Genomic DNA, 25,367 nt, shown 5'->3' with positions numbered 1-25,367 from the left:
TGAGACGATGAAAAACTACAAAAACACGCCGAAGCACCTTCGCAACCTGCTGCTCGCCGCGCTCGTCGCCCTGCCGGCGACCGGCGCGGCCGGGCCATCCGGACAGGCTATGGCCTTCACCTGCGCCGGCTGTCACGGCACCGATGGTTCCAGTGTCGGGCCATCCATGCCCGCCATCGCCGGGATGGACCCTGAAGTCTTTGTCGACGCCATGACGGCCTACCGGGAGGACAAGCGCAACCCCAGCATCATGAACCGCATCGCCAAGGCTTACAGCGACGAGCAGCTCAAGGACATGGGCTGGTTCTTCGCCAGTCAGCGCTTGCAGGTCTTCCCACAAGACTACGACGCCGCGCTGGCCGAGCAGGGCGCGCAACTGCACGATGAGTACTGCGAGAAATGCCACGAGAACGGCGGCCGCCCCGGTGATGCCGGCACCCTTGCCGGGCAATGGATGCCCTATCTGCACTTCACCATGGAGGACTTCATCGACGGCAAACGGAAATGGCCGCGCAAGATGAAGCGCAAAGTCGACGCCGCGATTGACGAAGCTGGGGACGAGGCTATCCCGGCGCTGCTCAATTACTACGCGAGCCAGTCCGACATCGATGCCGAGGAGCCGAATCATGACTGAGATGAAACGCAGAACCTTTCTGGGCATCGCCGGCGGTGCGACCGCCACGCTTAGCACACTAGGTGGCACACTGGGGGGCACCATCGCAGGCACCCTGGGCTTTCCATCCCTTGTCCTGGGGGCCGTGCGCCGGGTCGTGGTCGTCGGCGGTGGCGTGGGTGGCTGCACCGCGGCCAAGTACCTGCGCAAGCTCGATCCGAGTCTGAACGTGACCCTGATCGAGCCGGAAGCGGACTACACCTCCTGCTTCATGAGCAACGAGGTGCTCAGTGGCGAGCGCACGCTGCAATCGCTGACCTTCGGCTATGACGGCCTGCGCGGCTATGGTGTCGACGTGGTGCAGGACTGGGTCGTCGGGATCGACCCGGACACCCGACAGGTGACAACCAAGAGCGGCAACCGCTTCGACTATGACGCTTGCGTGGTCTCCCCCGGCGTCGGCTTCAAATGGGGTGCCATCGCCGGCTACAACGAAGAGATCGCCAACGAAAGTATCCCCCATGCCTGGTTCGCCGGCCCGCAAACCCAACTGCTGCGCAACCAGCTCACCTCCATGCCCGAGGGTGGGCATGTGATCATCGTCGCCCCGCCCAACCCCTTCAAATGTCCGCCCGGCCCCTATGAGCGTGCCTCGCAAATCGCGATGTACTGCCAGCATCACAAGCCGAAGGCCAAGATCACCATCCTCGACGCCAAGGACGCCTTCTCCAAGCAGGGGCTGTACATCGAGGGCTGGACCAAGCTCTACGGCTACGGCACCGACAACAGCATGATTCAATGGATCAGCGCGGCCGCGGGAGGTGCGGTGGAAGAACTCGATCCGCAAACGCGCACCCTGATCGGCCTGGTCGAGGAATTTCAAGGCGATGTGGTCAACATCATCCCGCCGCAAAAAGCGGGGGAAATTGCCTTCGCCGCCGACCTGGTGGATGGAGACTGGTGCCCAGTGGACAAACTCACCTTCGAATCGAGCCGCCACCCCGGCATCTATGTGCTGGGCGACGCTTCCAGTGCCTCGAAAATGCCCAAGTCCGCCTATGCCGCTAACTCGCAGGCCAAGGTCGCCGCGGCGGCCATTATCGCCCGCTTTCAGGACAAGGAGCCGGGCGACCCCACCTTCGTCAACACCTGCTACAGCGTCGTCGGCGAAGACTTCGGTATCTCGGTTGCCGCCGTTTATAGCCTCGACAGCGACACCAACACCATTGAGCCCATCCCCGGCTCTGGCGGCGTCTCACCGGCCAACGCCAGCCCGGAGATCCGCAAGCGCGAGGTCAGCTACGCCCATAGCTGGTTCAAGAACGTCATCAATGACATGATGGAATAGGCATTCTGATCATTTCTCGGAGCTTGATACCTAACCACCCTCGGGCAAGAGGATTAACCGCGAGGACAGCATCATGGTGAAAGCCAGAGCGAACATTGTGATCGAACGGCGACCGGAGCAGGTGTTTGGCTTTGTCGCCGATAATTTCGTCGAAAACTATGCGCGCTGGTCGCCAGAGGTCAAACAACTCGAGCCACTGACGCCTGGCCCGATTGGCGTTGGCAGTCGCATGCGCCAGGTGCGGGTCGATCAGGGGCGACGCAGCGAGAACAGTTTTGCGGTCACCGCACTGGATAGCCCCCAGCGGCTGGAGTTTGCCGAAAGCACGGATCTGTTCCGGACCGGCTATTGGCTGGAGCCCGCGGGTGAGCAGACTCGGCTGGAGTTCGGATTCGAGCTGCGGCGCTTGGAGCTTTACATGCGCCCGTTCGAAAAACTGATTCGCGTCGCCATTCAGGATGGAGCCGAGCGGGTGGTGCGCAATATCAAGACTCTCGCAGAGCGCGAGCTCGCAAGCGAGGCCGCGGACTGAAGCCCGTGCCCGACTAAACAGACACAGAGCCATCTTGTGGCTGCGGCTTAATCAAAATCAGGTGGAAATTCGGCCCGAAACCGAAAAACCAATGTGTGATGGCGATAACCCCGTCAAGACAAGATGACGCTACTCAGGCGCAAGCCCCAATGCTCAGGAGCCGACCATGGAATTCACCGCCGACAAAGACCCGGGGCTCATCCCCTTTGTGCTGTCACAGATTTTGGATACGGTCGTCAACGGGGTCACATTGTCCGACCCCGACCAGCCGGACAATCCCATCGTCTACGCCAATGAGGCATTCGAGCTGATCACCGGCTATGACCGCAACGAGATTCTCGGTCGCAACTGCCGCTTTCTGCAGGGCGAGGACCACGACCAGCCAGAGCTTGGGCGCATCCGCGAGGCGCTCGAGGAGCAGAAGTCGGTCACTATCACTTTGCGCAATTATCGCAAGGACGGCTCCCTGTTCTACAACCAGTTCACCATCCGCCCGCTGTTCGATCGCGAAGATAAGCTGATCTACTATCTTGGCATTCAGTACGACGTGACTGAACAGGTCAAGGCCAAGGAGGAACTGGCGCGGCTTAATGCCCTGCTGACGAAAGCCGGCACGCCGCCAGACGATGACTGACCCAGGCGCTGTAAAGATCGGGCTTCAGTCGCGCTCGGTCTCGAGCGCATAAGGCTCGGGCGACACAATGGGCGAGCGCTCAAGCATGAGATCGCTGATCAGACGCGCCGAGGCCGGGCCTGTGACCAGGCCAGTGCTGAAGTGGCCGGCATTGACGAACAGGCCCTCGACTCCCGGGTAGGCACCGATGTAGGGCACACCTTTGGGCGAGCCGGGGCGCAGGCCGGCCCAGTGGTCTTCGATCGGGGCGCGTTTTAGCAGCGGGTAGAGCTCGACAGCAAAGCGGTAGAGCTCCTCCTTGGCCTGGCTGGTGGTGCTCTTGTTGAAACCGGCTTCTTCCGCAAGCGTGCTGCCGATCAGCACGCGGCCGTCCTGCCGCGGGATGATGTAGCGCTCGCGGTAGAGGGTGACGTGCCGGATCTGATCCGGCTTGGCAAAGAACAGCATCATCTGCCCGCGGACCGGGCGAATATTCGGGGCTTGGCCGATGTGCTCGAGCAGTTGCGCGGTCCAGGCGCCGGCGCAAACCACGACGCGATCAGCCGCCACCTGTCCGGCCGTGGTGCGCACACCCTCGACCCGCCCGTTTTGAATGCGCAGGTCGATGACTTCCTCGTTCTCGCGAATCTTCACCTTCTTGTCGATAGCCGCGCGCAGAGAACGCGTCAAGCGCGGATTGCGCACCTGGGCGATGCTCGGCAGCCAGAGCGCATTATCCAGCTCAAGTTCCAGATTGGGCTCCTGGGCCGCAACACCGGCGCGGTCCAGCAACTCGACTGGAATGCTGTGGCGTTCGCCCCAGGCCAGGCCGAGATCGCGTTCCGCGGCATCCAGAATCATCAACCCGGAGGCGCGATATTCCGGATCGACACCTGTTTTATCCAGCAGCTCCTGGATGAACTGCGGATAGTAGGCCTGACTCCAGAACGCGAGCGCATTGACCGAGGCCGGATAGTGCCAGGGATAGAGCGGCGAGAGGATGCCGCCGCCGGCCCAGGAGGACTGACGCCCGGTATCGCGCATCTCGATCAGGGTTACCGAGGCTTCAGTCTTGGCCAATTCATAGGCGGTCATCAAGCCGATCACGCCGCCGCCGACAATTAGATAATCGCTCATAGTCTGTTTCGCTCGCTTGGGCGTCGCATCTCAGGCCGCCACCGGCAGCGCTAGTTGCTCAGGCTGGAGGCCCGGATATGGGTCTATTGTTCGATTCCGTCACAGGGGATTCGGCCATCATTCGGCCATCATTCAGTCATTAGGGATTTGGGCAACGCAAAGACAACCTCTTCGGCAACGCCGTCGCACTCCTGCACCTGCGCCGCACCGAGCTCGCGCAGGCGCTCAATCACTTGTTGCACCAGCAGCTCCGGTGCCGAGGCGCCGGCGGTCACCGCTACCCGTGGTTTGCCGGCCAGCCATTGCGGGTCGATCTCATCGGCGCCATCGATCAGATAAGCCGCGATGCCCTGTTTTTCGGCCAGCTCGCGCAGGCGGTTGGAGTTAGAGCTGGTTACCGAGCCGACCACCAGCATCAGATCCGCATCCGCCGCCAGCTTGCGCACCGCATCCTGGCGGTTTTGGGTGGCGTAGCAGATATCGCTTTTTTTCGGCCCCTTCAGCGCCGGAAATCGGGCTTTGAGCGCATCGATCATCGCGCGACTGTCATCGACCGAGAGGGTAGTCTGGGTCACATAGCAGACGTTATTCGGATCGCGCACCGCAAGCTCCGGGATATCGGCGACCGATTCGATCAGGTGGACCTGTCCCTCGCCACCCGGTCCCTCGCCGCCGGGGCATTGTCCCATGGTGCCTTCCACCTCCGGGTGTCCGCGATGGCCGATCAGCACCACATCGGCGCCGTCCCGGCAGTGCCGTGCCACCTCCAGATGCACTTTGGTCACCAGCGGGCAGGTCGCGTCATACAGCTGCAGGTTGCGTTCCTCGGCCTGGCGGCGAACATCCAGCGACACCCCATGGGCGCTGAAGACGCAGACCGCACCTTCAGGCACCTCGGCGACATCCTCAATAAAGATCACTCCGCGCGCTTTCAGGGATTCGACAATGTAGCGGTTATGGACCACCTCGTGGCGCACATACAGGGGCGCGCCGTGCTGCTCCAGCACCCGTTCGACAATCGCGATGGCGCGATCGACACCGGCACAAAAGCCGCGCGGATTGGCGAGCAAAACGTCCATGGCAGGCGGGGCAGCATTGGAAGTCGCGTCGGGAGAGGATTGGGCGGAAAATACGGTGGTCATGTCTGTGCGATGTCGATTCTTGAGCGGGCGCGGGCTACGGGCCAGGTCCAAACCCGCGCTTGCGCCAGGGCGGGACCCGCGATTGCGATGCGCTAATCCTACCGGAAATCCGTCGCCCATCAAGATAAAATCCGACAGAAACGCTATAGTTTCAGCGTCGCTTCTTCACCTTGCCGTTACGGATGCGTGTCATGATTCCAAGTGTCGGGTTTATCAGCCTGGGGTGTCCCAAAGCCACGGTTGACTCCGAGCGCCTGCTCACCCGGCTGCGCGCCGACGGCTACCAGATGGCACCGAGCTACGAGGCAGCCAATTTGGTGGTCATCAACACCTGCGGCTTCATCGAGGACGCGGTCAGCGAATCGCTCGAGACCATCGGCGAGGCCATGGCCGCCTGCGGTCGGGTGATCGTCACCGGCTGCCTGGGTGCCCGGGAAGCCGTGATTCGCGACGCCTATCCTGACCTGCTCGCCATCACCGGTCCGGAGCAGGATGACGCGGTCATGGCCGCCGTGCACCAGCACCTGCCGCCGCCGGATCATCCCTTCGACCGGTTGATCCCGCCCCAGGGCGTTAAACTGACCCCCGCGCATACGGCTTACATCAAGATCGCCGAGGGCTGCGATCACAGATGCAGCTTCTGCGTGATCCCCAGCCTGCGCGGCCCCCTGCGCAGCCGGCCCATCGGAGAGGTGCTTGAAGAGGCCCAGCGACTGGTCGATCACGGCGTGCGCGAGCTGCTGGTCATCTCCCAGGACACCAGCGCCTATGGGCGCGACCTGAACCACAAGCTGGACTTCTGGCGCGGGCGCCCGTTGCGCACCGATCTGACCTCCCTCGCCCAGGTGTTCGGCGAGATCGCCCCCTGGGTGCGCCTGCACTATGTCTACCCTTACCCCTCGGTCGACCAGCTCATTCCGCTGATGGCGCAGGAGCTGATTCTGCCGTATCTGGACATGCCGCTACAGCATGCAAGCCTTGCTGTTCTGCGCGCCATGCGCCGCCCGGCCGCCACCGAACGCATGTTGGAGCGCTTGACCCAATGGCGCGAGCAGTGCCCGACGCTTGCGATCCGCAGCACCTTTATCGTCGGCTTTCCTGGCGAGACGGAGGAGGATTTCGCGCAGCTCCTCGCGTTTATGAGCGAAGCCCAACTCGACCGGGTCGGCTGCTTCGCTTACTCGCCGGTGACCGGAGCCGCGGCCAACGCGCTGCCTGATGCGGTTGCAGATGAGGTCAAGCAGGAACGGCTCGAGCGCTTCATGGCCCACCAGGCCGTGATCAGCCGCGCCAAACTGCGAGGCCGGGTAGACCAGGACATGATCGTGATGATCGACCGCATCGAGCCCAACCGCTGTATCGCCCGCAGCCATGCCGACGCTCCGGAGATCGACGGCGAGGTGATCATCCCCGGCGCCTGGGAGGTCGAGCCGGGTGATTTCATCATGGTGCGCATCACCGACAGCACCGAGCATGATTTGATCGGCGAACCGACGGACTATAGGCCTTAGCAAGCGCGGCTGCGCCGATAAGGTGAGCGCAGCTGCGCCGATCAGGCATCCACTGCCGCATAGCCGAAGGCGATGCGGCCGTAGCGACCATCGTCGAGCTTGAACTCGCCAAGCCCGTTGCGCCCACCGAGATCGAGAATGATATTGCCCTGCCCGCTCACCCCGCCATCGCAGCGGATTTTGAAAATGGGGTCCTTATCGCCGTGGAAGGCATTGTAGCGGCCGCGGCACCGCTCACCGCCCGCGTTGCGCACGTTAAAGGCCGCGGCGAAAGGGTCCGAGGTATAGCGCCCGGTATAGAAATCACCATCGGCGAAAACCATTGCGAAAGGCCCTTGCGTAGCCTCCGCAGGGGGACTTTCCATGCGCACCCGCTCACGATAGTGCTGCATTGCCAAGGTGACACAGGTATGTCGCACATCCATTGACACGCCGTGGCAAAGCACCTCGCCGTATTCGAAGGGCTTGATGTCAGTCGTTACCAGGTCGTAGTCGATGTTCTTGGGCGATGACGAGCAACCGGCTATTGCCAGCAGCGCACAACCGAAAATGATCCTCAGAGCCTTCATCGCTGGTTCCCCCTTCATCGCTAATCCAGTTCACCAAAACCATCTGGAATTTTGGCTCTTGTGTTATGGCAATACTGCCAATTTGTCACATCTCGTGCTCTACTGACCACTTGTGATGGCCTGCCGAGTGGCTCCCGACATTCGTCACCCTTACTATAGCCGGGTGTTTGCACTTCGGGCTAGCTTTCGGTGCGCTGGCGCAGGGCGAGCGGAATAAAAGTTCAAATATCGATAAAGTTGCGACAGTCTATCGAGAAATAACCACGGGAGTATCTTATGACTGCCAGTTTAACCGGGCACTTTACCTGGGTTCGTGACCCTCGGGCTAGCAAGGAGAAACTCGCGTGGTTGCGCAAGTTCGCGCCACACATATCAGCAGACGCCATTTTTCGTGTAAGATTTCCCGCTTTTCAGCCTTTTTCGACGACAATCCCGCTATGGATTTTGAAGATTCCCGCGCGAGGACTTGCTATAAGCGTTCAACCGCAAGACATCATTGATGCCGCGGAGGCCCTCGTGGCCGAGGAAATCCCGGTAACGTTAAGGTCAGTCAGAAACCGAATCGGCGCCGGCTCTTGCTCAACAACCTTAGAAACGATTCGCCTGACCTGCGCAAGCCACCGGGGTTAAGATTGATATCGATCATCGCCAAATTTTTAGTTCCTTATCCGCCAGCTGCTTGCATTTCTGAAAGCCGCCAGTCCGAGGACTTTTCCAACGATTATCAGCTAGGTATGAGCGAAACCCAAAATGAAGTCGACAACTCGTAATTTGATAAAACCACTCCCATCGCTGGCTCCCGTTCAGCAAGGGCTTCCCGGTCTTTTTATCCAGTTTTTTCTCCTTATTTCCCTCGGCCTGTGCGCTGGCTCGATCCATGCTGAGAGTTTTGTGACGTTCGAATCGGGGCAGGCGCGGCCTATCGTCCTGACTCCGAATGGTCAGCGGCTGTTGGTCACCAATACCCCTGATAACCGTCTGGAGATTTACGACATAACCGCCGAAGGGCTCGAGCATGCTTACTCGGTGCCCGTTGGCATGGAGCCAGTGGCAGTTGCTGCATTTTCCGACAATCAAGCATGGGTCGTGAATCATCTGTCCGATAGTGTGAGTATTGTGTGGTTCCCCCCCGTCGGAGCCCCCCAGCCAGTCCAGGCGGTCGTGATCGAAACGGTTCATGTCGGCGACGAGCCTCGGGATATCGTGTTTGCTGGGCCAAACAACGGAAAGGCATTCGTTACGACTGCCCATCGGGGGCAAAATTCTCCTCTCGAATACAAGCCGCTTGATATCGAAGGCAGAGCCGATGTTTGGGTGATTGATGCAAAGAATCCGCAGGAGAAGCCGGACATCGTCACACTGTTTGGCGATACACCTCGCCCCCTAGCGACCAATGCAGAGGGCAGCGTCGTTTACGCAGGCATACTCCACTCTGGCAATCAGACTTCAGTAGTCGGTGCCGACACCGTAGATGGACGCATGCCGCCCCCACTGATGAATGTTGACGATGTACCAGCACCCGATGTTGGTCAGATCATCAAATACAACGGAACCGATTGGGTGGATGCTGGCGGCAAGGTGTGGAGTGACAACGTGCGGATGAGCTTACCCGACTTTGACGTCTTCGCGATCGACGCCATGGCCGATCCGCCGGTGGAACTCGACAACAGTCGGGTGAGAGGAGTGGGAACGACACTGTTCAATATGGTGACGAATCCTGCAACTGGTGCCATTTACGTCTCTAACATCGAAGCGAGAAATCATATTCGCTTCGAAGGACCTGGTGGAGGTGGTAGCACGGTACGCGGTCACTTCATCGAAAACCGGATTTCCGTCATTCAGGGAAGCACTGTGAAAACCCGACATTTGAACAAGCACATCAACTACGAAACGTTTCCCGGTACTCCCCAAGAAAATGCAATCAGCGTCGCTACCCCCACCCAGATGGTCCTCAGCAATGATGGAGCGACCTTATATTTGGCAGCCTTTGGTTCCAGCAAAATTGCTGTCTACGATGCTGAAGCGCTTGAAGCTGACACCTTCCTGCCCAGCGCAGAGAAACAGATACTGCTAAGCGGGGGTGGCCCCAGTGGCATCGCGTTGGACGAGCTTCGAAAAAGGCTTTATGTACTCACCCGTTTCAACAATGCTATCGCGATTGTCGACCTTTCCACCAGCCCCGGTGTTGAGGTCGGTAGCGTAGCGATGTTTAACCCAGAGCCCCCTGAAGTCGTCAAAGGGCGCCCATTCCTATACGATGCCTCCTATACCTCTAGCCGCGGGGACTCTTCCTGTGCTGGCTGCCACATTTTTGGTGACACGGATCATTTGGGGTGGGATCTGGGCAATCCTGATGGGGAAGTCGAGGAAAACCCCAATCCCGTGAACGTTGGTAACCCACCTGCCACAGACTTCCACCCGATGAAAGGCCCCATGACCACCCAAAGCCTGCGGGGAATGGCTGGGCAAGGTCCCATGCACTGGAGAGGTGACCGCACCGGTGGTAGTAGCACCGGTGGCGACCCGATGGACGAGGAAGCGGCGTTCATGGCGTTTAACGGGGCTTTCAAACATCTGCTCGGGCGAACCGAACCGCTGAGCGATGAAGAGATGCTGGCGTTTACTAACTTCGCTCTTGAAATAAGCTACCCACCCAATCCAGTGCGCGCATTAGACAACAGCCTAACGGAAGACGAAGCTGCCGGAGCGGAGATCTTCTTCGAACGCCCCGACGTTAATGGACTCGTGTGCAACGACTGCCACGTTTTCGACCGCAGTGAGGGGTTTTTCGGAACAAATGGCCTGGGTGGAAACACTGTTCGGGATACACCACAGGAACAGGCAATCAAGGTGCCTCATCTTCGCAACATGTACACCAAGGTTGGCTTTAACGGAGGCGGCGTGAGCGACGATCTTGCCGATGCCCCGAATGTAGGAGGGGTGGTGCGTGGATTTGGCTATACTCACGACGGCGCACGCGATACGTTACCGAATTTTCACCGCAGCTTCGTGGGGGTATTCTCTAATAACCCCTTAGTCGCGGAGCGCGAACGCAGAGAGGTTAGCTCGTTCGTCCTGGCTTCTGACAGCAATCTCTTTCCCATCGTTGGCCAGCAGATGACCTTTAAGTGGAATTCAGAAGCTCCAATGTCCGAGAGGACTAGACGTTTACGACTACTGCAGACAAGATCTCTTGCCGGCGAATGCGAGCTGATTGCGAAAGGTACCATTGGCGGGCAGTCGCGAGGACTGCTCATGCGGGATGACAGCCTATTTTATAGCGACAGGCTTCATGAACCACCGCTCACAATGTCCCGACTATTGAGGCTCACTGCTCCTCCAGGCAATGTAATAACCTTCACATGTGTCCCACCCGGCTCGGGCGAGCGAATGGCACTCGACCGAGACGAGGACGGTTTTTACGATGGCGACGAACTCGATGCAGGCTCGAATCCAAGCAATCCGGAGAGCGTGCCCTAAGTGGCAGCTATGCTCGGGCTAGCTTTCGGCACGCGGGCGCTCGAACAAATAATGCCCAACCCACCATTCCTGCCCGTCGCGAAAGCCAAACAGCTCGGCGCATGCCATAAGGAAAAGCCGCCAGCGCATCCACCACAGGGCCGCGGCACGGGCAGGGTCACCGGCGCTGGGGTCGCTACCATAGGCTTGCTCGAGGATCGGCAAGACCCGTGCTTTGTTGGCATCCATGCGTTCCAGCCAGGCATTGAGCGTGCGCTCATAGTGGCGACCGTCCCAGCGCCAGCGGTTAACCAGGTGCAAGCGGGACTGAAAATGCAGCGGCAGCGCATCGTGGGGCATGATGCCGCCGGCGAAGAAAAAGCGCGTCATCCAGTCATCGCCGCCACTCTCCTCGTAGGGATAAGGATGGGCGCGGTGACAAAAGATGTGCATGAAGAAACGCCCGCCGGGGTTCAGCCAGTCGTGCAGACGATCGAACAGCTTGAACCAGTTGCGCATGTGCTCGAACATCTCGATTGAGACGATGCGATCAAAGGCCCCCGGCGCCTGAAAGTCGTTCATGTCGGCCGTCAGCACCCGCAGATTCTCAAGCCCCAGACTCGCCGCCTGGGCATCGATGAAGGCTTTCTGGGAATGGGAGTTGGACACCGCGACGAACTCACTACCAGGGAAGCGCTCGGCTGCCCACAGGCTGAAGGAGCCCCAACCGCAGCCGAGCTCCAGCACCCGCTGACCGTCGCCAATGCCGGCACGCTCGGCCGTGACCTCGAGCGACGCCTCCTCGGCCTGTTTCAGCGAGTCGACGCCCGCCGGCCAGCAGCAGGCGCTATACTTGCGGCGCGGGCCCAACACGAGCTGGTAGAAGTCTGCCGGAACCTCATAATGCTGCTCGTTGGCGCGCTCGGGCAGCGCGGCGACGGGCGAGTCGCGCATCATCTCAAGGAACGCCTGTTCCGATCTGACGGCGGCTTCGCAATCCTTGAGTGGCAGTTCCCTGAGAGTGTCGCGCAGCCGCGAGCGAATACCGGCGCGCAGCAGGGCATCGGGCAGCCAGCCGCGCTCGGCCACGGCAATACCGGCGGAGATAATGGCAGCAATCGCGTTGTCGAGAGCGCTAATCATGGGTAAATTTTCCGATTGAAATGTCTGGTTGGAACATCAGATTTGGGACAACTGGCCGGCACATTTTGGCTCGCGCTGACCGCGAATGGGGAAAAGCGCACAGATCCAATCTTGTTTCGGGCTCTCACAGCCAGAGTTGACAGCGTCCGCACAAAGATCGGTTTCCATCGCAGCATTCGCAAGACCGCGTAATGCCATTGCGGCAACGCCAGCGCTTCGCTAGAGTGCCAACTCGACCACAGCTTACCCCAAGCCGGCACCATCGCCGCCACCCCAACCGCAACACGCGGTTACCGGAGCCTCAAGCGCCAATGATCATCTACAACCTGTTCCCCTTGCTCGCCGGACCTTTTCCCGGCTGGAACCAGCACTTCGCGCGCGCCGCTGGCATGGGCTTCGACTGGATTTTCGTCAATCCGGTGCAGCCGCCCGGCGAGTCCGGCAGCCTGTATTCCATCCGCGATTACTTCGGCATCAACTCAGCGCTGGTCGATCCTAAAGGCGGTCCCGGCGAGAAACAACTGCGCGCCGCCTGCGCCAGCGCGGAGAAACTCGGGCTTGGCATGATGACCGACCTGGTCATCAACCACTGCGCCGTCGACAGCCCCCTGGTCAAGGAGCACCCGGACTGGTTCGTGATGAAGCGCGGCAAACCGGCCAATCCCTTCTGCCTCGAGCCTGACGGTAGCAAGGTCATCTGGCGCGATCTGGCCCAGTTCGATCATCGCAAGTCGCCCGACAAGGCCGGCATGCAGGATTATTTCGTCCGCGTGGTCGAGCATCTGGTTGAGCTCGGCTTCCGCGGCTTTCGCTGCGACGCGGCCTATCAATTGCCCGCTGAGTTCTGGAAGAGCCTGATCAGTCGCTGCCGCGCCAAGCATCCCGACCTGGTCTTTGTCGCCGAGACTCTGGGCTGCACGCCCAAGCAAACCAAGTCCACGGCGGCGGCCGGCTTCGATGCCATCTACAACAGCGCCAAATGGTGGGATTTCTCCAGCCCCTGGCTGATGACCCAGTACGCGCTCACTCGTTCCATGCTGGGCTCCATCGGCTTTCCCGAAAGCCACGATACCGAGCGGCTGTTCAGCGAGACCCACGGCAATGTCAATGCCATGCGCCAGCTTTATCTGTTCACCGCGCTCTTCTCAAGCCATGTGATGATGCCGATGGGCTTCGAGTACGGCTTTCGCAAACGCCTGCATGTGGTCAACACCCGCCTGCAAGACTGGGAGCCGGCGAACATCGACCTGACTGACTTCATCACCGAGATCAATGGCATCAAGAAAGCAAGTACGGTCTTCAGCGGCGAGGGTCCCATCGCGCAGCGGCCCCACCCCAACGAGGCCATTCTGATCCTGCACAAGAAGGCCGCGAAAGGCCGAGCGGAGGCGCTGCTGATCCTGAACAAGGACTCGCACCACAACCAGCACCTGCGTCTCGACGACCTCTATGCACTCATCGACAGCCCGCCGCCACTTTATGATCTATCCCCGGACTGGCCCATGGATTATTTGCCCACGCCCTTCGAGTTCGACCTCGGCCCAGGCATGGCGCGCGTGCTGACAACCGAGGCCATCGCGAGGCAGGACAAGGCCACACCCGCGGCAAGCCCCGCGGGCGGTGCCTGAGTTCACTCCCAGCCGGCGGGGTTGACAGCGCCGGATCATTCGCTTTACACCAACCGACAGCCCTGCTCATTGAGCCTCCATCATTAACCCCTGAAAGCCCATGGACCAAAACGCCCCCAAGGACCCCGCCAGCGAAGAGCCAACGCTCAGCTTTGCCGATCTCGGCCTGTGCGAGCCCATCTTCCGCGCCGTTGCCAACCTCGGCTACGAGACCCCCACACCCATTCAGTCGCAGTGCATTCCGCACCTGCTCGGCGGGCGCGATCTGCTCGGACAGGCACAGACCGGCACCGGCAAGACCGCCGCCTTCGCGCTGCCCCTGCTGTGCCGCATGCGCCCGGACCTGAACCTGCCGCAACTGCTGGTTCTGACCCCAACCCGCGAGCTGGCCTTGCAGGTGGCCGAAGCCTTTCAGGACTATGCCGCACAGCTCAGCCAGTTCCACATCCTGCCCATCTACGGCGGACAGAGCTCCAGTCTGCAGATTCGCCAGCTCAAGCGGCGCCCGCAGGTCATCGTCGGCACCCCGGGGCGGGTCATGGACCACATGCGCCGCGGCAATCTGTCGCTCGACGGTCTGCAGGCCATGGTGCTCGACGAAGCCGACGAAATGCTCAACATGGGCTTCGCCGAGGATATTGACTGGATCTTCGAGCACTGCCCGGACCAACTGCAGATCGCTTTGTTCTCGGCCACCATGCCGGAGGCCATCAAGCGCGTCGCCCGTCTGCGCCTTAAAGACCCGATCGAAGTCCGGGTGCGCGCATCAGCCGAGACGGTCGACACCATCGACCAGCACCACTGCATGGTCGCGCGCGGTCACAAGCTCGATGCCCTGACGCGCCTGCTCGAGATGGAAAACTTTGACGGCATGGCCATCTTCGTGCGCACCAAGAACGCCACCACCGAGCTGGCCGACAAGCTGAAAGCGCACGGGTTCGCCGCCGAGGCGCTCAACGGTGACATGAACCAAGAAATGCGCGAGCGCACCATCGGAAGGCTGAAGGACGGCCAGCTCGACATCCTGATTGCCACCGACGTGGCCGCTCGCGGACTCGACGTCGAACGCCTGAGCCATGTGATCAACTACGACATCCCGACTGATCCAGCCTCCTATGTGCATCGCATCGGCCGCACCGGCCGCGCCGGGCGCACCGGCCGTGCCATCCTGCTGATCGAGCCACGCGAGCGCAGCCTGCTGCGCGCCATCGAGCGCACCATCCGCCGCAACATCCCGGCCATGGACCCGCCCTCGGCCGAAGCGCTCAGCGCCTCGCGCATTGAGCGCTTCACCAAGGACCTGCGCCAAACACTGAGCGAGCAGGACCTGGACTTTTTCTACCGCCTGGTCGCCAATCTGAGCAAGGAGCAAGAGCTCGAGCTCATGGACATCTCCGCGGCCCTGTGCTTTATGCTGCAGCGCGAGCGTCCGCTGGAAGTGGAAGAAAAGCGCCTCAGCCCGCCGCCGCGTGGCAGGGACGGGAACGACCGCCGTCCCGATCGAGACGGCCCGCGCGGCGGCCGCGACCGCCCATCGCGTCGCGACCAGGATGACCAACTCACCAGCTACCGCATCGAAGTCGGCCATGCACACGGCGCCAGCCCGCGCGAAATCGTCGGCGCCATCGCCAACGAGGCCGGGCTCGACGGACGACGCATCGGCCGCATCGAGATCCGCGACGACCACTCCATCGTCGACCTGCCCCCCGGCATGCCGAACGACATCTTCCAGCACCTGCAGCGAGTCTATGTCTGCGGCCAAGCCCTGCGCATCCGCCCGTCCGATGAGCCCCCAAGCCGCCCACGACCCGGCCCGCGCTCAGGCCCGAAAAAGCCTCGCGGCAATCCGCGCGGACGCTGACCGACCCGACCAGTTCCGTCAGTCGGGCCGGCAGGCGTCAAGCGAACCGTTCAATCGCCTTGAATCATGCCCTTGAAGTCTTTAAGAACGGCGTTGCTGGCGGCGTCCTTGGCAACCTCATAATGAATTTCACTCGTGATTCAGAGATTCCCAGATCTTCTTTCACTGATGGACGCAAAAAAGCCCCGTTGGGCGAACCCCCGGGGGGCTGGAAGGTGAAACCTGAGATCAGATGGAATTGGTTAGTTTAGGGGACTCGGCGTCCTTGCCCGGCGGGCTCGAAAATTAATTCAAACACGGCCCCTTTAATTGATTTTGTGACGGATACGGCGGAGATGAGGGCGGCGGGTTGATGCTGCCAGCGCGGCCCGAGAGCCTCATCAGTGGAAGATGGTCTCGGGCGTCTCGGCGGTGAGGATGCGTTTGGACCATTGCAGGAGTTCTTCATGGTCGGCTGCCACGATGCGCTCGCGGTGCGCTTCGAGCGAATCTGAGCCGAATTTTTCTTCTAGCTGCATCATCAAGATCGCGGCTTCGCCCTGCTGCATACCCCGCTGCATACCCCGCTGCATACCCTGCTGCATACCCTGCTGCAATCCCAGCGCTTTCCCCTTTTCAATTCCTGCTCTCTCAACAGTTGTGACATAAGGCATTTGGTATTGCTCCTCGTAGGCATAGAGTTCTTGGCGGAATTCGGCTTCTAGCGCTTCAGGCAGACGGATCATCCAGTCGATCAGCCGGAAGAGGTCGACAATCAGCGACCGCTCGTAGCCGCGCTCGTACATCAGCCGCATCAGGCAGAATTTCCAGCGTTTCATTGTCTCGGCATCGTCGGTGACCTTGGCGCGGATCTGCGCCATCACCACCAGGGCGAAAACGTTGTCGCTTGCTTCCAGTTCGGCCCAGCGCTCGGGGGTGGTGTAGTCGAGCAGTTTGACCATCGGGAAGTCGAATTGCACCCGACAGTCCCACAGCGCGGCGCTGTAGCCTTGGGGGCGGAAGCCTCGGTCGGTATCGGCCAGCACCGCCAGGCTGGCCACCGGCGCACCCTTAGAGTCCCCCGTCGAGTCGCCAGCTAACGCACTTACGGAGCCGCCACTCTCAGTGTCAGCGAAAAGCGTCCTGAGGCATCCGGTGTGGCGGCAACGGCGAGGTAGTAAGTCCCCTCAGCATTTTCGATGGTCATTCGACCGGGGACGCGATCGATGAATTCAAACGCCTCGTTGTAGAGGATCAAAAAGTAGTTATCCTGCTCGGCAGTGAACTCGAGGGTCAGGGACTGCCCAGGCACTGGTGCCTCAAACCGATACCATTGGTTTTTAAAGACCCCAGCTTCCGCGCTGACGGTTTCACCCGGCTTCAGCATGGCAATAGCATCGAGCGGCAGGCCGGTGTAGCCATTGATGACGATATGCTCGACGCCGTCACGGGGCTCTATAAGAAGACGGCTATCCGCCCGGTTGTTGATACCGGCGAGGAAGGCAAGAGTCTCATCAGCCGGCAATGCGACACTGTCGTCGATGAGCAGGATGCCGTCTTGAATCGAGAGATCTGACAAGGGCGCTCCGAATTGCCACAAGGCATCATGCCAGGGCATATTGTTCAGCATGTAAGTGCCGGCACGCTCTTGCCAAAGATCTGCGATTTCGACGGGTTCGACCTTCTGGCCGATGATCTGCTGCATATAGCCGTCAAGCACGTATTGTTCTTCTTTTGATCCAGAACCACTCGCCTGAATCATGACGAAATAGTTCTCACCCTGGTCTCGCAGATTGTTAAAGACAATCCGCTCCGTGCCATCATCGTGCTTGTAAGCGCCATCCTGGTAGAAGAGTTTGCGGGTTTCAGACACCTCGCTGTGCGCATTCACTGTCCATGTCAGAGTGCCATCGCCATTGTCGGCAATGAGATCGTAACCCGTTTGCTTGGCATAGAGGCCGACAAGGACGTCCACATCGGTCTCGGTAGTGTACTCAGGGAGCGCGGGGGCGGAGGGCATCAGTCCGTCCCTGTCCTCGAGCGCCGCTTGCAGGCATTGTCGCGTGACCGCCGGGGCCAGCATGCCGCCCTGGTCGAAGTTTGTCAGTACCACGCATCCGATGCCTCGCTCAGGCAGCACGCCGATCCATGCATTAAAATCACCCGTGCCGCCGGTCTTGATCCAGGCTGGCCCCGCGTAGTGCAGAGGCGGATAGGCAACACTGTCGAGCCCAAGTCCGGGTTGGAAGAAAGAGCTGATGTCCAAAGGCGTTCTCTCCGCTTCACCCATTCGGGCCAGAGTGTCCGCTTGCAGATAAGCAAGCCCGTCAAGCGTGCGCCCCTGGTTCAGCAGCATGGCCACAAAACGGCCCATGTCTTTCGCCGTACTGTAGGCGCCGCCAGTGGCGCCTGATGTACAGTTGAATTCTTGCGAAGCCATGGCCTGGCCATCCACATAGCCCGTGGCCCGGTTTTCGGTGATTGGCGACAGAGAGGTACGATTCATCCCAAGCGGGGTGAAGAGTTCACGCTGCATGAAGTCGCGGAAGCTCTCATCCGGGCGCCCAAGCAGACGCAGGGCAATCTCACCGGCCAGGATAAAACCGGTATTGGAGTACGACGCCACTGAGCCCGGCCGGTGGCTGGGATAGTCGAAAGCCAGGTAATCGAACAGCCAGTCGTTGTAGAGCCCGCAATCCCATTGTTCCAGGGGTTGAAAGTTGATGAACATGCCGTTGTAGATATCTCCCGGCACTCCGGAGTGGTGATTGAGCAGCCGCCGCAGCGTGATTTGCTCGTCCTGGTCCGCATAGCGCTCGAGCAGACTGAACTCGGGCAGATACTCCTGCACCGGGGCATCAAGCTGCACCAGTTCCTGATCGACGGCGCGCAGCAGCATGGCTGTCGTTAGGGTTTTAGTGACCGACCCGATCATAAAGGCGGTGTCTGCATCCACCGGTCTGCCTGTTTCGCGGTCGGCCAAGCCAAAGCCCTGAGCCCAGGCCACGCCCTGCTGATCAACCAGAGCGATACTCAAACCAACACCATCTACAAGCGGCAGCTGCTCTTCAATATAGCGGGTGGTTTCGGCAATGGCATTTTGATATGCAGGGGCCGGAAGGTTGTCGGTAGACTCGTCGCAGGCGCTAAGGCTGAAGCCCACTATGATAATGACGGTCAGACCGAGCCACTGCGTCAAGATGGCTCGCGGCAGGCGGAATTTGAGTTGGGGCATGGTGATTACGCTATGGTTGTTTTTGTTAATGGCCAGCAGGGCCTTTGCAGACTATTCGCGCAACAGGCTGTTGGGAATCGCGGAGAACTCTTAGTTTGACGCAGCAACTGCCCGGGTCAAGCATAATTTGCCGAAGCAAGGTGAACCCAGTAGCCGCAAAGAGTTTGGCATCACTTGGCAACGGGCGCGAGCGAAGCCGGGAGCTCGGCAGCGCGGGATCGGTCGCACTTTTCGGAGAGGGATCAATAGTGAGGGAGAGAGTAGGTACCTAGCCACTGCCCACGGCCATTGCGCATATATCGTGTTCTTATACCAACGAAAAGATGAGTTTATTCAATGGCATTGCCATCTTCCGAAACTTGGTATTCGGGCGTGGCGTTGCGACTGTGGTAGACGGTCTCAACAGCAGCGCCCGAGCTAAATGGGTTTGCTTGCCCGCTCGGCCAGTTTGCGCCTGTGGGTCGCGACAGCCGTGGTCGCCGCGTCGCTGTTGCGGTACATCTCCATCGCGTCCATCTCGGCGTCGTCAACCGGGATGAGAGACTGATCCACATAGTCTTTTGATCTGGGGTTGCGCTTGAGCCGGACGCGCAGGATCGCCAGCGGGATTAGCAGCCGTGCGGCCGCGAACAACATATGAAGGCCGCGTGCCAGGTATTTCGGATAGAACAGGAACGGATTCTCGATCGGCAAGCCGGCACGGCGATCGCGACGCACCCGCCGCCGTAACAGTCCCGCTTCTAGGGGCTGTATGCCCTCAATGGCGCCGAACAGGTAGACAACAATGCAGGAGCTCATGATCTTGCCGGGGCTGACGCCGGTGGCGCACCCTCGGCGCATCAGTGTCTTAATGTGCTCCAGGGAGTAGAAGCGGCGCCAGGCCTCGCGGTAGATGCCATGCCATTCCGCGGCGCTCATCTTGGGGTGACGGGTGGTGACGTGATTGAGCTCGTAGTTGTTCAGGTCCGGGTCCATGTACTCGCCGCGCTCGTGCATGGCTTTGTGGTCGGCCGAGCCCGGCAGCGGGGTCAGGCAGTAAAACTGCAGCCGATCCAGCGGCAACTCGCGCTTGATGATCTCGATGTCGCGGCGGATGCTCTCGGGAGTGTCGCCGGGGAAGCCGAGGATGTAGCCGCTATCGATAAAGACGCGGTGGGCGCGCCAAGCCAGCAACATCTTGCGAAACTCGGTGATCTTGTTCTGCTTCTTGTTCGCGGCAGCCAGGTTATCCGGGTTGATGTTTTCAAGGCCGATGAAGATGCGCTTGGTCCCAGCCCGGGCGGCCTTATCGATAAAGCGGGGGATACGATGGCACTGGGTGTCGACCTGAAGTGTTAGATGGACGCCAAGGCCCTCGCGCTCTTTGAGCGCGATCAGCCGGTCGAAGATCGCCTCCCAGTTTTTGTTGCGGGCGAAGTTGTCGTCGGTGACAAAGAAGCGTTTGATTCCCTGGGCAGCGTTGTCGCGGACGATGCGCTCGATGTCGTCGGGGCTTCTGAAGCGCGACTTGCGCCCATGCACATTGATGATGGTGCAGAAGCTGCAGACGAAGGGACAGCCGCGGCCAGCGTCGAAGCTGCTCAGGGTGCCGACGGTGCGCTCGACGTATTCGCGCGGCATGAATGGCGGCGCGACGCCTTCGATATTCGGCAAGTCGTTCAGGTAGTTGTAGAGCGGCTTGAGACGCCCGGCATAGGCATCGAGCAGAAACTCATCGAAGCGTCCTTCGGTCTCACCGGCGTAGAGGGACACGCTTAAGTCCATGGCCTCGCGCAACTCGGGGGTGATCTCGGGCAGCATTGCCAGGGTGCCGCTGACATGGAAGCCGCCCATGCCCACTTGGATGCCGCGCGCTCGCAGCCCGCGGGCGATGTCCATGGCTCGCGGGAACTGGTTCGACTGGACCCCGACAAGGCAGACTAACCCGGCGCCGCCATCGCGCTCGATCATGCGCGCGAGTTTTTCCACGCGGATACGGGTGTTGGTCTCGTCAATCGCACTGATACGCAGCTCGACATCGTCACCGAGAACGCGCCGCTCGGCGGCGTCGTGGGCCATGCCGTAAAGCGCGGCCAAGGTGTTCGACGGAATGCCGGAGCGCCACCATTGGATGACGTAGCCCTCGTCGTCGTAGTGGGATGGCTTGAGCAGAATCAGGCGGAAGACAGGCATGGTTTCGCAACTCTTTGGGCGCGTATCAACTTCTACCCCTGCATCATCGACGCCGCTTGGGGTGAAAGCAAATCCTGCCTGACAACAGCGGGTCGCGCTGCGGCCTGGCGGGCATCAATGACATCATCTGACACAGAACACGCCAGACTCAACGTGCGTCCGCATTCATTCGTCAGTTGCAAAGCCCGGATGACTGCGGTATTATGGTTGGCTCAGTTGCGGGGTGGAGCAGTCAGGCAGCTCGTCGGGCTCATAACCCGAAGGTCGTAGGTTCAAATCCTGCCCCCGCTACCAATTTTCCAGTTAGCGATGCCCGATATACCTGATCGGATATCGCAAATCAAAAAAAACCGGCTTCGATGCCGGTTTTTTTATGCCTCCCCTCCGTATCGCTCTGCGATGAGCGGCTGATCATCAGTTTTCGTTGCAAGACGGTTGGCCTGAACGAAACCCGCAACTGCCGGGCAACCCTAACCCTATAGTCTGGGCCGATGATGGGCCGGTAGAGCATTAGCCGCGAATCATAACCTCGTGGTCGCGTAGGTCGCTCTTGACTGCTTCGATGGGGACCTCGCGCCGATGGAAAATCCCGGCGGCCAAGGCTGCGTCTACATCGACGGCTGCAAAAAGCGCGCTGAAGTGATCGGGGCAGCCGGCGCCGCTTGAGGCAATGACCGGGATGCGCACACAGGCGCGGACCATTTCAAGCAGCTCTAGGTCGAAGCCACGGCCGCTGCCGTCGCGGTCGATGGAGTTGACCAGAATCTCCCCGGCGCCAAGCTGCTCGCAGGCTTGCACCAGCTGCGCCACATCCAGATCGCGCCCCTCGCGCCCGCCCTTGATGGTGCACTGAAACCAGCAGTAACCCTCGCCATTGGGGCCAGGCTCTGCCGTCTGAACACAGCGATGCGAGGTCGCATCCGGCGCATCCACATAGACGCGACGCGGATCGACTGATATGACTACCGCCTGGCTGCCGTAGACGCGCGCGATCTGCTCGATGGCGCTGCTGCCATCGCCGCGCCCGCCGCGCGCGTAAAAGGCCTCGGCAACCAGCACGGCCTCGGAGCCGATCGAGACCTTATCGGCCCCGGAACGGAAGTATTCGGACGCAACATCCAATGCGGAATGGTCGCGCCCGTCGCTGTCCGTAAAGGCGCGGATGCCACCGCCGATGGTAAGCGGCACGAAAATCTGCTCCGAAGCGAGGCGCAGCACTTCAAGCATGGGTTGGTCAGCGAGCGGAAAGTCTCTGAAGGCGGTGATGTTGAGAAAGGTGATCTCGTCAGCACCCTCGTCATAGTAGCGTTTGGCCAACTCGACTGGCTTGCCGAGGTTGCGCACCTCGCCTTGCTCGCGCACGTCGTACTGATCTCCCTTGGTGACCACCAGGTCGCCTTGGTCGTTGGTGCGCACATCGAGACAGGCAATGACGCGCTTGGCCAGACATGTCGGCTCTTGCGCCGAGGTGGCGACTTGCTCTGGCTCAGCACCCGAGGCATCTCCAGCGGACGACTCGTCCAGGGTGCACTGTCCGGCGAGGAAACGCCGCAGGACTTCGAGCCCCGGCGCACCGCTTTTCTCCGGATGGAATTGCACCGCAGCAACCTCACCGCGTTGCACGGCGCTGATAAACGGCCGCCCGTAATCCGTCTGTGCCAGTACCCAATCGCGGTTGCTCGCATTGGGCTCGGCAAAGTAAGAATGCACAAAGTAAAAGCGCCGCTCTTCAGCGTCTTCCAGCAACTCGCAGTCGCGTTGCAGGCGTAGACCGTTCCAGCCCATGTGCGGCACCGACAGGCGAGTGTTGTCAAAACGCCGGACAATTCCCGGAATCAGCCCAAGTCCGGGCACGCCGGGCGATTCCTCGCTACCCTCAAACAGCGACTGCAAGCCGATGCAAATACCGAGAAAAGGCCGTCCAGCAAGCAAATACTTGCGCAGAGGCTCCTCGAAGCCCAGTTCGCGCAGGCGCTCCATCGCGGGCCCGAAGGCGCCCACGCCGGGGAAAATGAGCTGCTCGGCCGCCAAAATATCGGCTGGCTTGCGAACATCGGTGAGCGGATAACCGAGTGCGGCCACGGCATTGCGCACGCTACGCACATTGCCGGCACCATAATCAAGAAGGGCAATCATGGACAGTTGCGGGTTGGCAGTTACAGAGATTGGACTTTGAAGCCGAGAGTTTGAAGCCTCGGCCCCGAATTTGGAAGCCGCGCAGATTTTTCATTTCCGGCTCAGCACTTCCAGCCTTCTTGGAATCCATTGCAGCGCGCGCTTGCGCTCCATCCAGAACGACCTGGGCGCGAGAATCGCAAACACCAGAACAACCAATAACGGCTGATACCACAGGCTCCCGAGCCAGGCTGGCAAGATGCCAAACTCGAGCCAACTCTCGGCCAGGCGTTGCAGGTTGAAAAAGGCGAAATATGTGAAGAGTGCCAAGATCAGCCGCCCGCTTCCCGTCTGCCGGGGCGATGTTGCCGTTAGTGGAATGGCGATAAGCGCCAGTGCGAACAAGGCCAGAGGGTTCGCGAAGCGATGCTGCAGTTCGGCCCAGTCGCCGCGATTGTCCGAGCCTAAGAGCTCAGCAGTCTTGCGCGTCGAGCGCTTATTACGCGCCATGGCTGCGGACGCTGGCGCATCCAATTGCAACTGGTAGCGATCGAACTCGCCGATGCTGAAATCTGCCATGCCAGGCGCGCCATCGTAGCGCCGCCCGCGGTTTAGCACAATGTAACGTCCCCCGGCATCGCGCGTTTCCTGATAGTAGCCAACGTCTGACAACACCAAGCTTGGCCTGCTTGGGTCGCGGCGATCGTAGAGGAAAATGCCGTGCAAGCGCTTCTCGGCATCGAAGTGCGCGGCGTAAAAGGTCACATCGCCACCCAACTGCTGATAAAAGCGACCCGCCTGCAAACCGGCAACCTGGGTGGCCTGCTCCCCCTGGAGTTCGCGGATAACCTGAATTTTCGCCGCTGCATCGGGCTGGACCACCAGGGCCAGCCAGGCTGTGATAAGCGCGAGCGGCAGCGCCAAATAGAGCAAAGCCCGGTAGATACGCACCGGGCCGACACCACATGCCTGCAGGGCAATCAGCTCGCTGTCGCGCGCCATGCGCCCGAGCGCCACCAATGACGCCAGAAAGAACGCCGGTGGGACCAGGTGGCCACTATCACGCAGCAGTTGGTAACCAAGATAACGAAAGGCCACCTCGGTACTGAGCGCACCGATATTCACTTCCTCAAGGCTGCGCAGAAAAAGCACGCTCGCCGTGATCAAAAACAGCGTCAGGGTAATCGCCGCAAAGACTTTCGCGGCCTCCAACAGCACATAGCGGTCGATAACAGTTAGCATCGGCTCGAGCCCTTGGGACATCAATCGCAACATCTCGAATGCTGAGCATTCTGGAAGCCTCTGATCAATCGAGCAAGTCCTGGCTCGGGCGGGAGGAAAGAACCCTGCCGCAACCGGAATGCGCTAGACTTGTTTGGACTGGAATCGCAACGGAGGTCGATGCGCCCGCGATGGACGCGACCCCGACGCAAGATAGAGCACCAAGTGGAAGATCGACGCCAACACCCCAGATTCCGCTGCAAGCTCAGAACTGGCGTTCTGTTCCCCGATGGGCACACAGAACTTCTGTGGGCGGAGGATATCTCCTGCAGCGGGCTGAGCATTCATGCCGACAAGCCGCAGCGCGTGGGGGTGCGATTGCGGGTGCTTGTGTTCATGTTCAACCATCGCCGGGGAAAGGAAGTCCAGGCAGAGGTAACCACAAGAGTTGTTAGCTGCGTACTTGACACCAGTACGACAGATTTCCGCCTTGCCTTGCAAGTGGAAGAGTTTGTTGGCGAAGCGGAATCGCTCTTCCAAGCACAGGTCGACCAGCTGTCCGCGCCACTGATGACAGAAACACAGGTTCGCTATGACGAACGGCCAAGCGTAGCGCACGCAATGAGCTTTCCGCTGCACAGGCGAGTCAAGCTCGCGCTCGCCGGAGGTGGCAATCTTGTAGGCTGGACAGAGGACGTCACACCAACAAAGATGCGCGTCGCCCTGTCCGAAAAGCTTGAGAAAAATTCGGTGCATGGACTTGATATCCCGGTCGTTCTTGCTGGCGAGCCAGAAATCTTTTCCGTTCATGCCAAGGCGCGCGTCAATGGCGTCGTCTTCCGTCCCATGGGAGCCTTTGCAACGCATTTCTCGGTTTTCGACTACCAGGCTGAGGGCCTCACCCTGCTGCGCAAGGAATTGCGTGAGCGATTCCCGGAGATTGCCGAAGAAACCATGGTATTGACCGACACCCCGGAGCCTTCGACGGAAGAGGACACCGAGGCATTGCCATCGCTAGACGACCTGGGGCTGTACTAGCGATGCGCCCCTGCCACCAGGACAGAAAAACATCCATGCTGGGCACTGAGG

General features: G+C 60.2%; 18 protein-coding genes and 1 tRNA gene. 10 read left to right on the top strand and 9 right to left on the bottom strand.

The genetic code is table 11. From position 1 onward, the window contains the following. The first annotated feature begins 7 nt into the window (after nucleotides 1-7). From Thiosp_RS04145 to Thiosp_RS04130, 4 genes are all read left to right on the top strand, one after another. A complete protein-coding gene (locus tag Thiosp_RS04145; RefSeq protein WP_201065631.1) occupies nucleotides 8-634 on the top strand; it encodes a c-type cytochrome in 627 nt (208 codons plus the stop codon). Continuing rightward, entirely contained in the window at nucleotides 627-1,961 is a 1,335-nt protein-coding gene (locus Thiosp_RS04140) for an NAD(P)/FAD-dependent oxidoreductase (RefSeq protein WP_201065630.1), read from the top strand. Before Thiosp_RS04145 ends, Thiosp_RS04140 begins: the two co-directional genes overlap by 8 nt. A gap of 73 nt (nucleotides 1,962-2,034) precedes the next feature. Further along, nucleotides 2,035-2,493 carry an SRPBCC family protein gene (locus Thiosp_RS04135; protein ID WP_201065629.1) on the top strand — a complete coding sequence of 153 codons (459 nt, stop codon included), beginning with the start codon at nucleotides 2,035-2,037 and terminating at the stop codon, nucleotides 2,491-2,493. A gap of 166 nt (nucleotides 2,494-2,659) precedes the next feature. After that, nucleotides 2,660-3,127 (top strand): PAS domain-containing protein, encoded by a 468-nt coding sequence (locus Thiosp_RS04130; protein WP_201065628.1) that lies wholly within the window; start codon nucleotides 2,660-2,662, stop codon nucleotides 3,125-3,127. A gap of 24 nt (nucleotides 3,128-3,151) precedes the next feature. Here Thiosp_RS04130 and thiO read toward each other — a convergent pair whose 3' ends face one another. Then, a complete protein-coding gene (gene thiO / locus Thiosp_RS04125; RefSeq protein ID WP_201065627.1) occupies nucleotides 3,152-4,243 on the bottom strand; it encodes a glycine oxidase ThiO in 1,092 nt (363 codons plus the stop codon). Nucleotides 4,244-4,371: 128 nt separating this feature from the next. Further along, a complete protein-coding gene (ispH, locus tag Thiosp_RS04120; protein WP_201065689.1) occupies nucleotides 4,372-5,322 on the bottom strand; it encodes a 4-hydroxy-3-methylbut-2-enyl diphosphate reductase in 951 nt (316 codons plus the stop codon). Between the two features lie 254 nt (nucleotides 5,323-5,576). Between ispH and rimO the strand changes: the two genes are divergently transcribed. Beyond that, entirely contained in the window at nucleotides 5,577-6,896 is a 1,320-nt protein-coding gene (rimO, locus tag Thiosp_RS04115) for a 30S ribosomal protein S12 methylthiotransferase RimO (protein ID WP_201065625.1), read from the top strand. 41 nt (nucleotides 6,897-6,937) lie between these two features. On the opposite strand, the gene Thiosp_RS04110 is transcribed toward rimO, so the two are convergent. Then, nucleotides 6,938-7,465 carry a hypothetical protein gene (locus Thiosp_RS04110; protein WP_201065623.1) on the bottom strand — a complete coding sequence of 176 codons (528 nt, stop codon included), beginning with the start codon at nucleotides 7,463-7,465 and terminating at the stop codon, nucleotides 6,938-6,940. A gap of 750 nt (nucleotides 7,466-8,215) precedes the next feature. Between Thiosp_RS04110 and Thiosp_RS04105 the strand changes: the two genes are divergently transcribed. After that, entirely contained in the window at nucleotides 8,216-10,945 is a 2,730-nt protein-coding gene (locus tag Thiosp_RS04105; protein WP_201065617.1) for a YncE family protein, read from the top strand. Nucleotides 10,946-10,963: 18 nt separating this feature from the next. Here Thiosp_RS04105 and Thiosp_RS04100 read toward each other — a convergent pair whose 3' ends face one another. Next, nucleotides 10,964-12,067, bottom strand: coding sequence for an SAM-dependent methyltransferase (locus Thiosp_RS04100; protein ID WP_201065615.1), 1,104 nt, complete (start codon nucleotides 12,065-12,067; stop codon nucleotides 10,964-10,966). Between the two features lie 311 nt (nucleotides 12,068-12,378). On the opposite strand from Thiosp_RS04100, the gene Thiosp_RS04095 reads away from it, so the two are divergent. Both Thiosp_RS04095 and Thiosp_RS04090 read left to right on the top strand, forming a co-directional pair. Next, the gene (locus tag Thiosp_RS04095; RefSeq protein WP_201065612.1) at nucleotides 12,379-13,695 is read left to right on the top strand and encodes an alpha-amylase family glycosyl hydrolase; all 1,317 of its coding nucleotides are present in this window, start codon (nucleotides 12,379-12,381) and stop codon (nucleotides 13,693-13,695) included. Between the two features lie 100 nt (nucleotides 13,696-13,795). Next, nucleotides 13,796-15,556, top strand: coding sequence for a DEAD/DEAH box helicase (locus Thiosp_RS04090; RefSeq protein ID WP_201065609.1), 1,761 nt, complete (start codon nucleotides 13,796-13,798; stop codon nucleotides 15,554-15,556). A 380-nt stretch (nucleotides 15,557-15,936) separates the two neighbouring features. On the opposite strand, the gene Thiosp_RS04085 is transcribed toward Thiosp_RS04090, so the two are convergent. The 3 genes from Thiosp_RS04085 to Thiosp_RS04075 all read right to left on the bottom strand — a co-directional run bounded on the left by Thiosp_RS04085 (nucleotide 15,937) and on the right by Thiosp_RS04075 (nucleotide 20,942). Further along, the gene (locus Thiosp_RS04085; protein ID WP_323696828.1) at nucleotides 15,937-16,596 is read right to left on the bottom strand and encodes a hypothetical protein; all 660 of its coding nucleotides are present in this window, start codon (nucleotides 16,594-16,596) and stop codon (nucleotides 15,937-15,939) included. A 44-nt stretch (nucleotides 16,597-16,640) separates the two neighbouring features. Beyond that, nucleotides 16,641-18,770, bottom strand: coding sequence for a serine hydrolase domain-containing protein (locus tag Thiosp_RS04080; protein ID WP_201065607.1), 2,130 nt, complete (start codon nucleotides 18,768-18,770; stop codon nucleotides 16,641-16,643). A gap of 417 nt (nucleotides 18,771-19,187) precedes the next feature. Then, entirely contained in the window at nucleotides 19,188-20,942 is a 1,755-nt protein-coding gene (locus Thiosp_RS04075; RefSeq protein WP_201065604.1) for a B12-binding domain-containing radical SAM protein, read from the bottom strand. A gap of 217 nt (nucleotides 20,943-21,159) precedes the next feature. On the opposite strand from Thiosp_RS04075, the gene Thiosp_RS04070 reads away from it, so the two are divergent. Continuing rightward, nucleotides 21,160-21,236 (top strand) — tRNA-Met (locus Thiosp_RS04070). A 216-nt stretch (nucleotides 21,237-21,452) separates the two neighbouring features. On the opposite strand, the gene hisF is transcribed toward Thiosp_RS04070, so the two are convergent. Both hisF and lptF read right to left on the bottom strand, forming a co-directional pair. After that, on the bottom strand, nucleotides 21,453-23,078 hold the full coding sequence (gene hisF, locus Thiosp_RS04065; RefSeq protein ID WP_201065601.1) for an imidazole glycerol phosphate synthase subunit HisF: 1,626 nt from the start codon (nucleotides 23,076-23,078) through the stop codon (nucleotides 21,453-21,455). A 90-nt stretch (nucleotides 23,079-23,168) separates the two neighbouring features. Further along, the gene (lptF, locus tag Thiosp_RS04060) at nucleotides 23,169-24,320 is read right to left on the bottom strand and encodes an LPS export ABC transporter permease LptF (protein WP_242518429.1); all 1,152 of its coding nucleotides are present in this window, start codon (nucleotides 24,318-24,320) and stop codon (nucleotides 23,169-23,171) included. Between the two features lie 183 nt (nucleotides 24,321-24,503). Between lptF and Thiosp_RS04055 the strand changes: the two genes are divergently transcribed. After that, on the top strand, nucleotides 24,504-25,316 hold the full coding sequence (locus Thiosp_RS04055) for a PilZ domain-containing protein (protein ID WP_201065597.1): 813 nt from the start codon (nucleotides 24,504-24,506) through the stop codon (nucleotides 25,314-25,316). Nucleotides 25,317-25,367 lie beyond the last annotated feature (51 nt).

Source organism: Thiorhodovibrio litoralis (genome assembly GCF_033954455.1).
GTDB lineage: Bacteria > Pseudomonadota > Gammaproteobacteria > Chromatiales > Chromatiaceae > Thiorhodovibrio > Thiorhodovibrio litoralis.
Note: the sequence above shows the minus strand (reverse complement) of the source record. Positions and strands in the feature narration are given on the sequence as shown.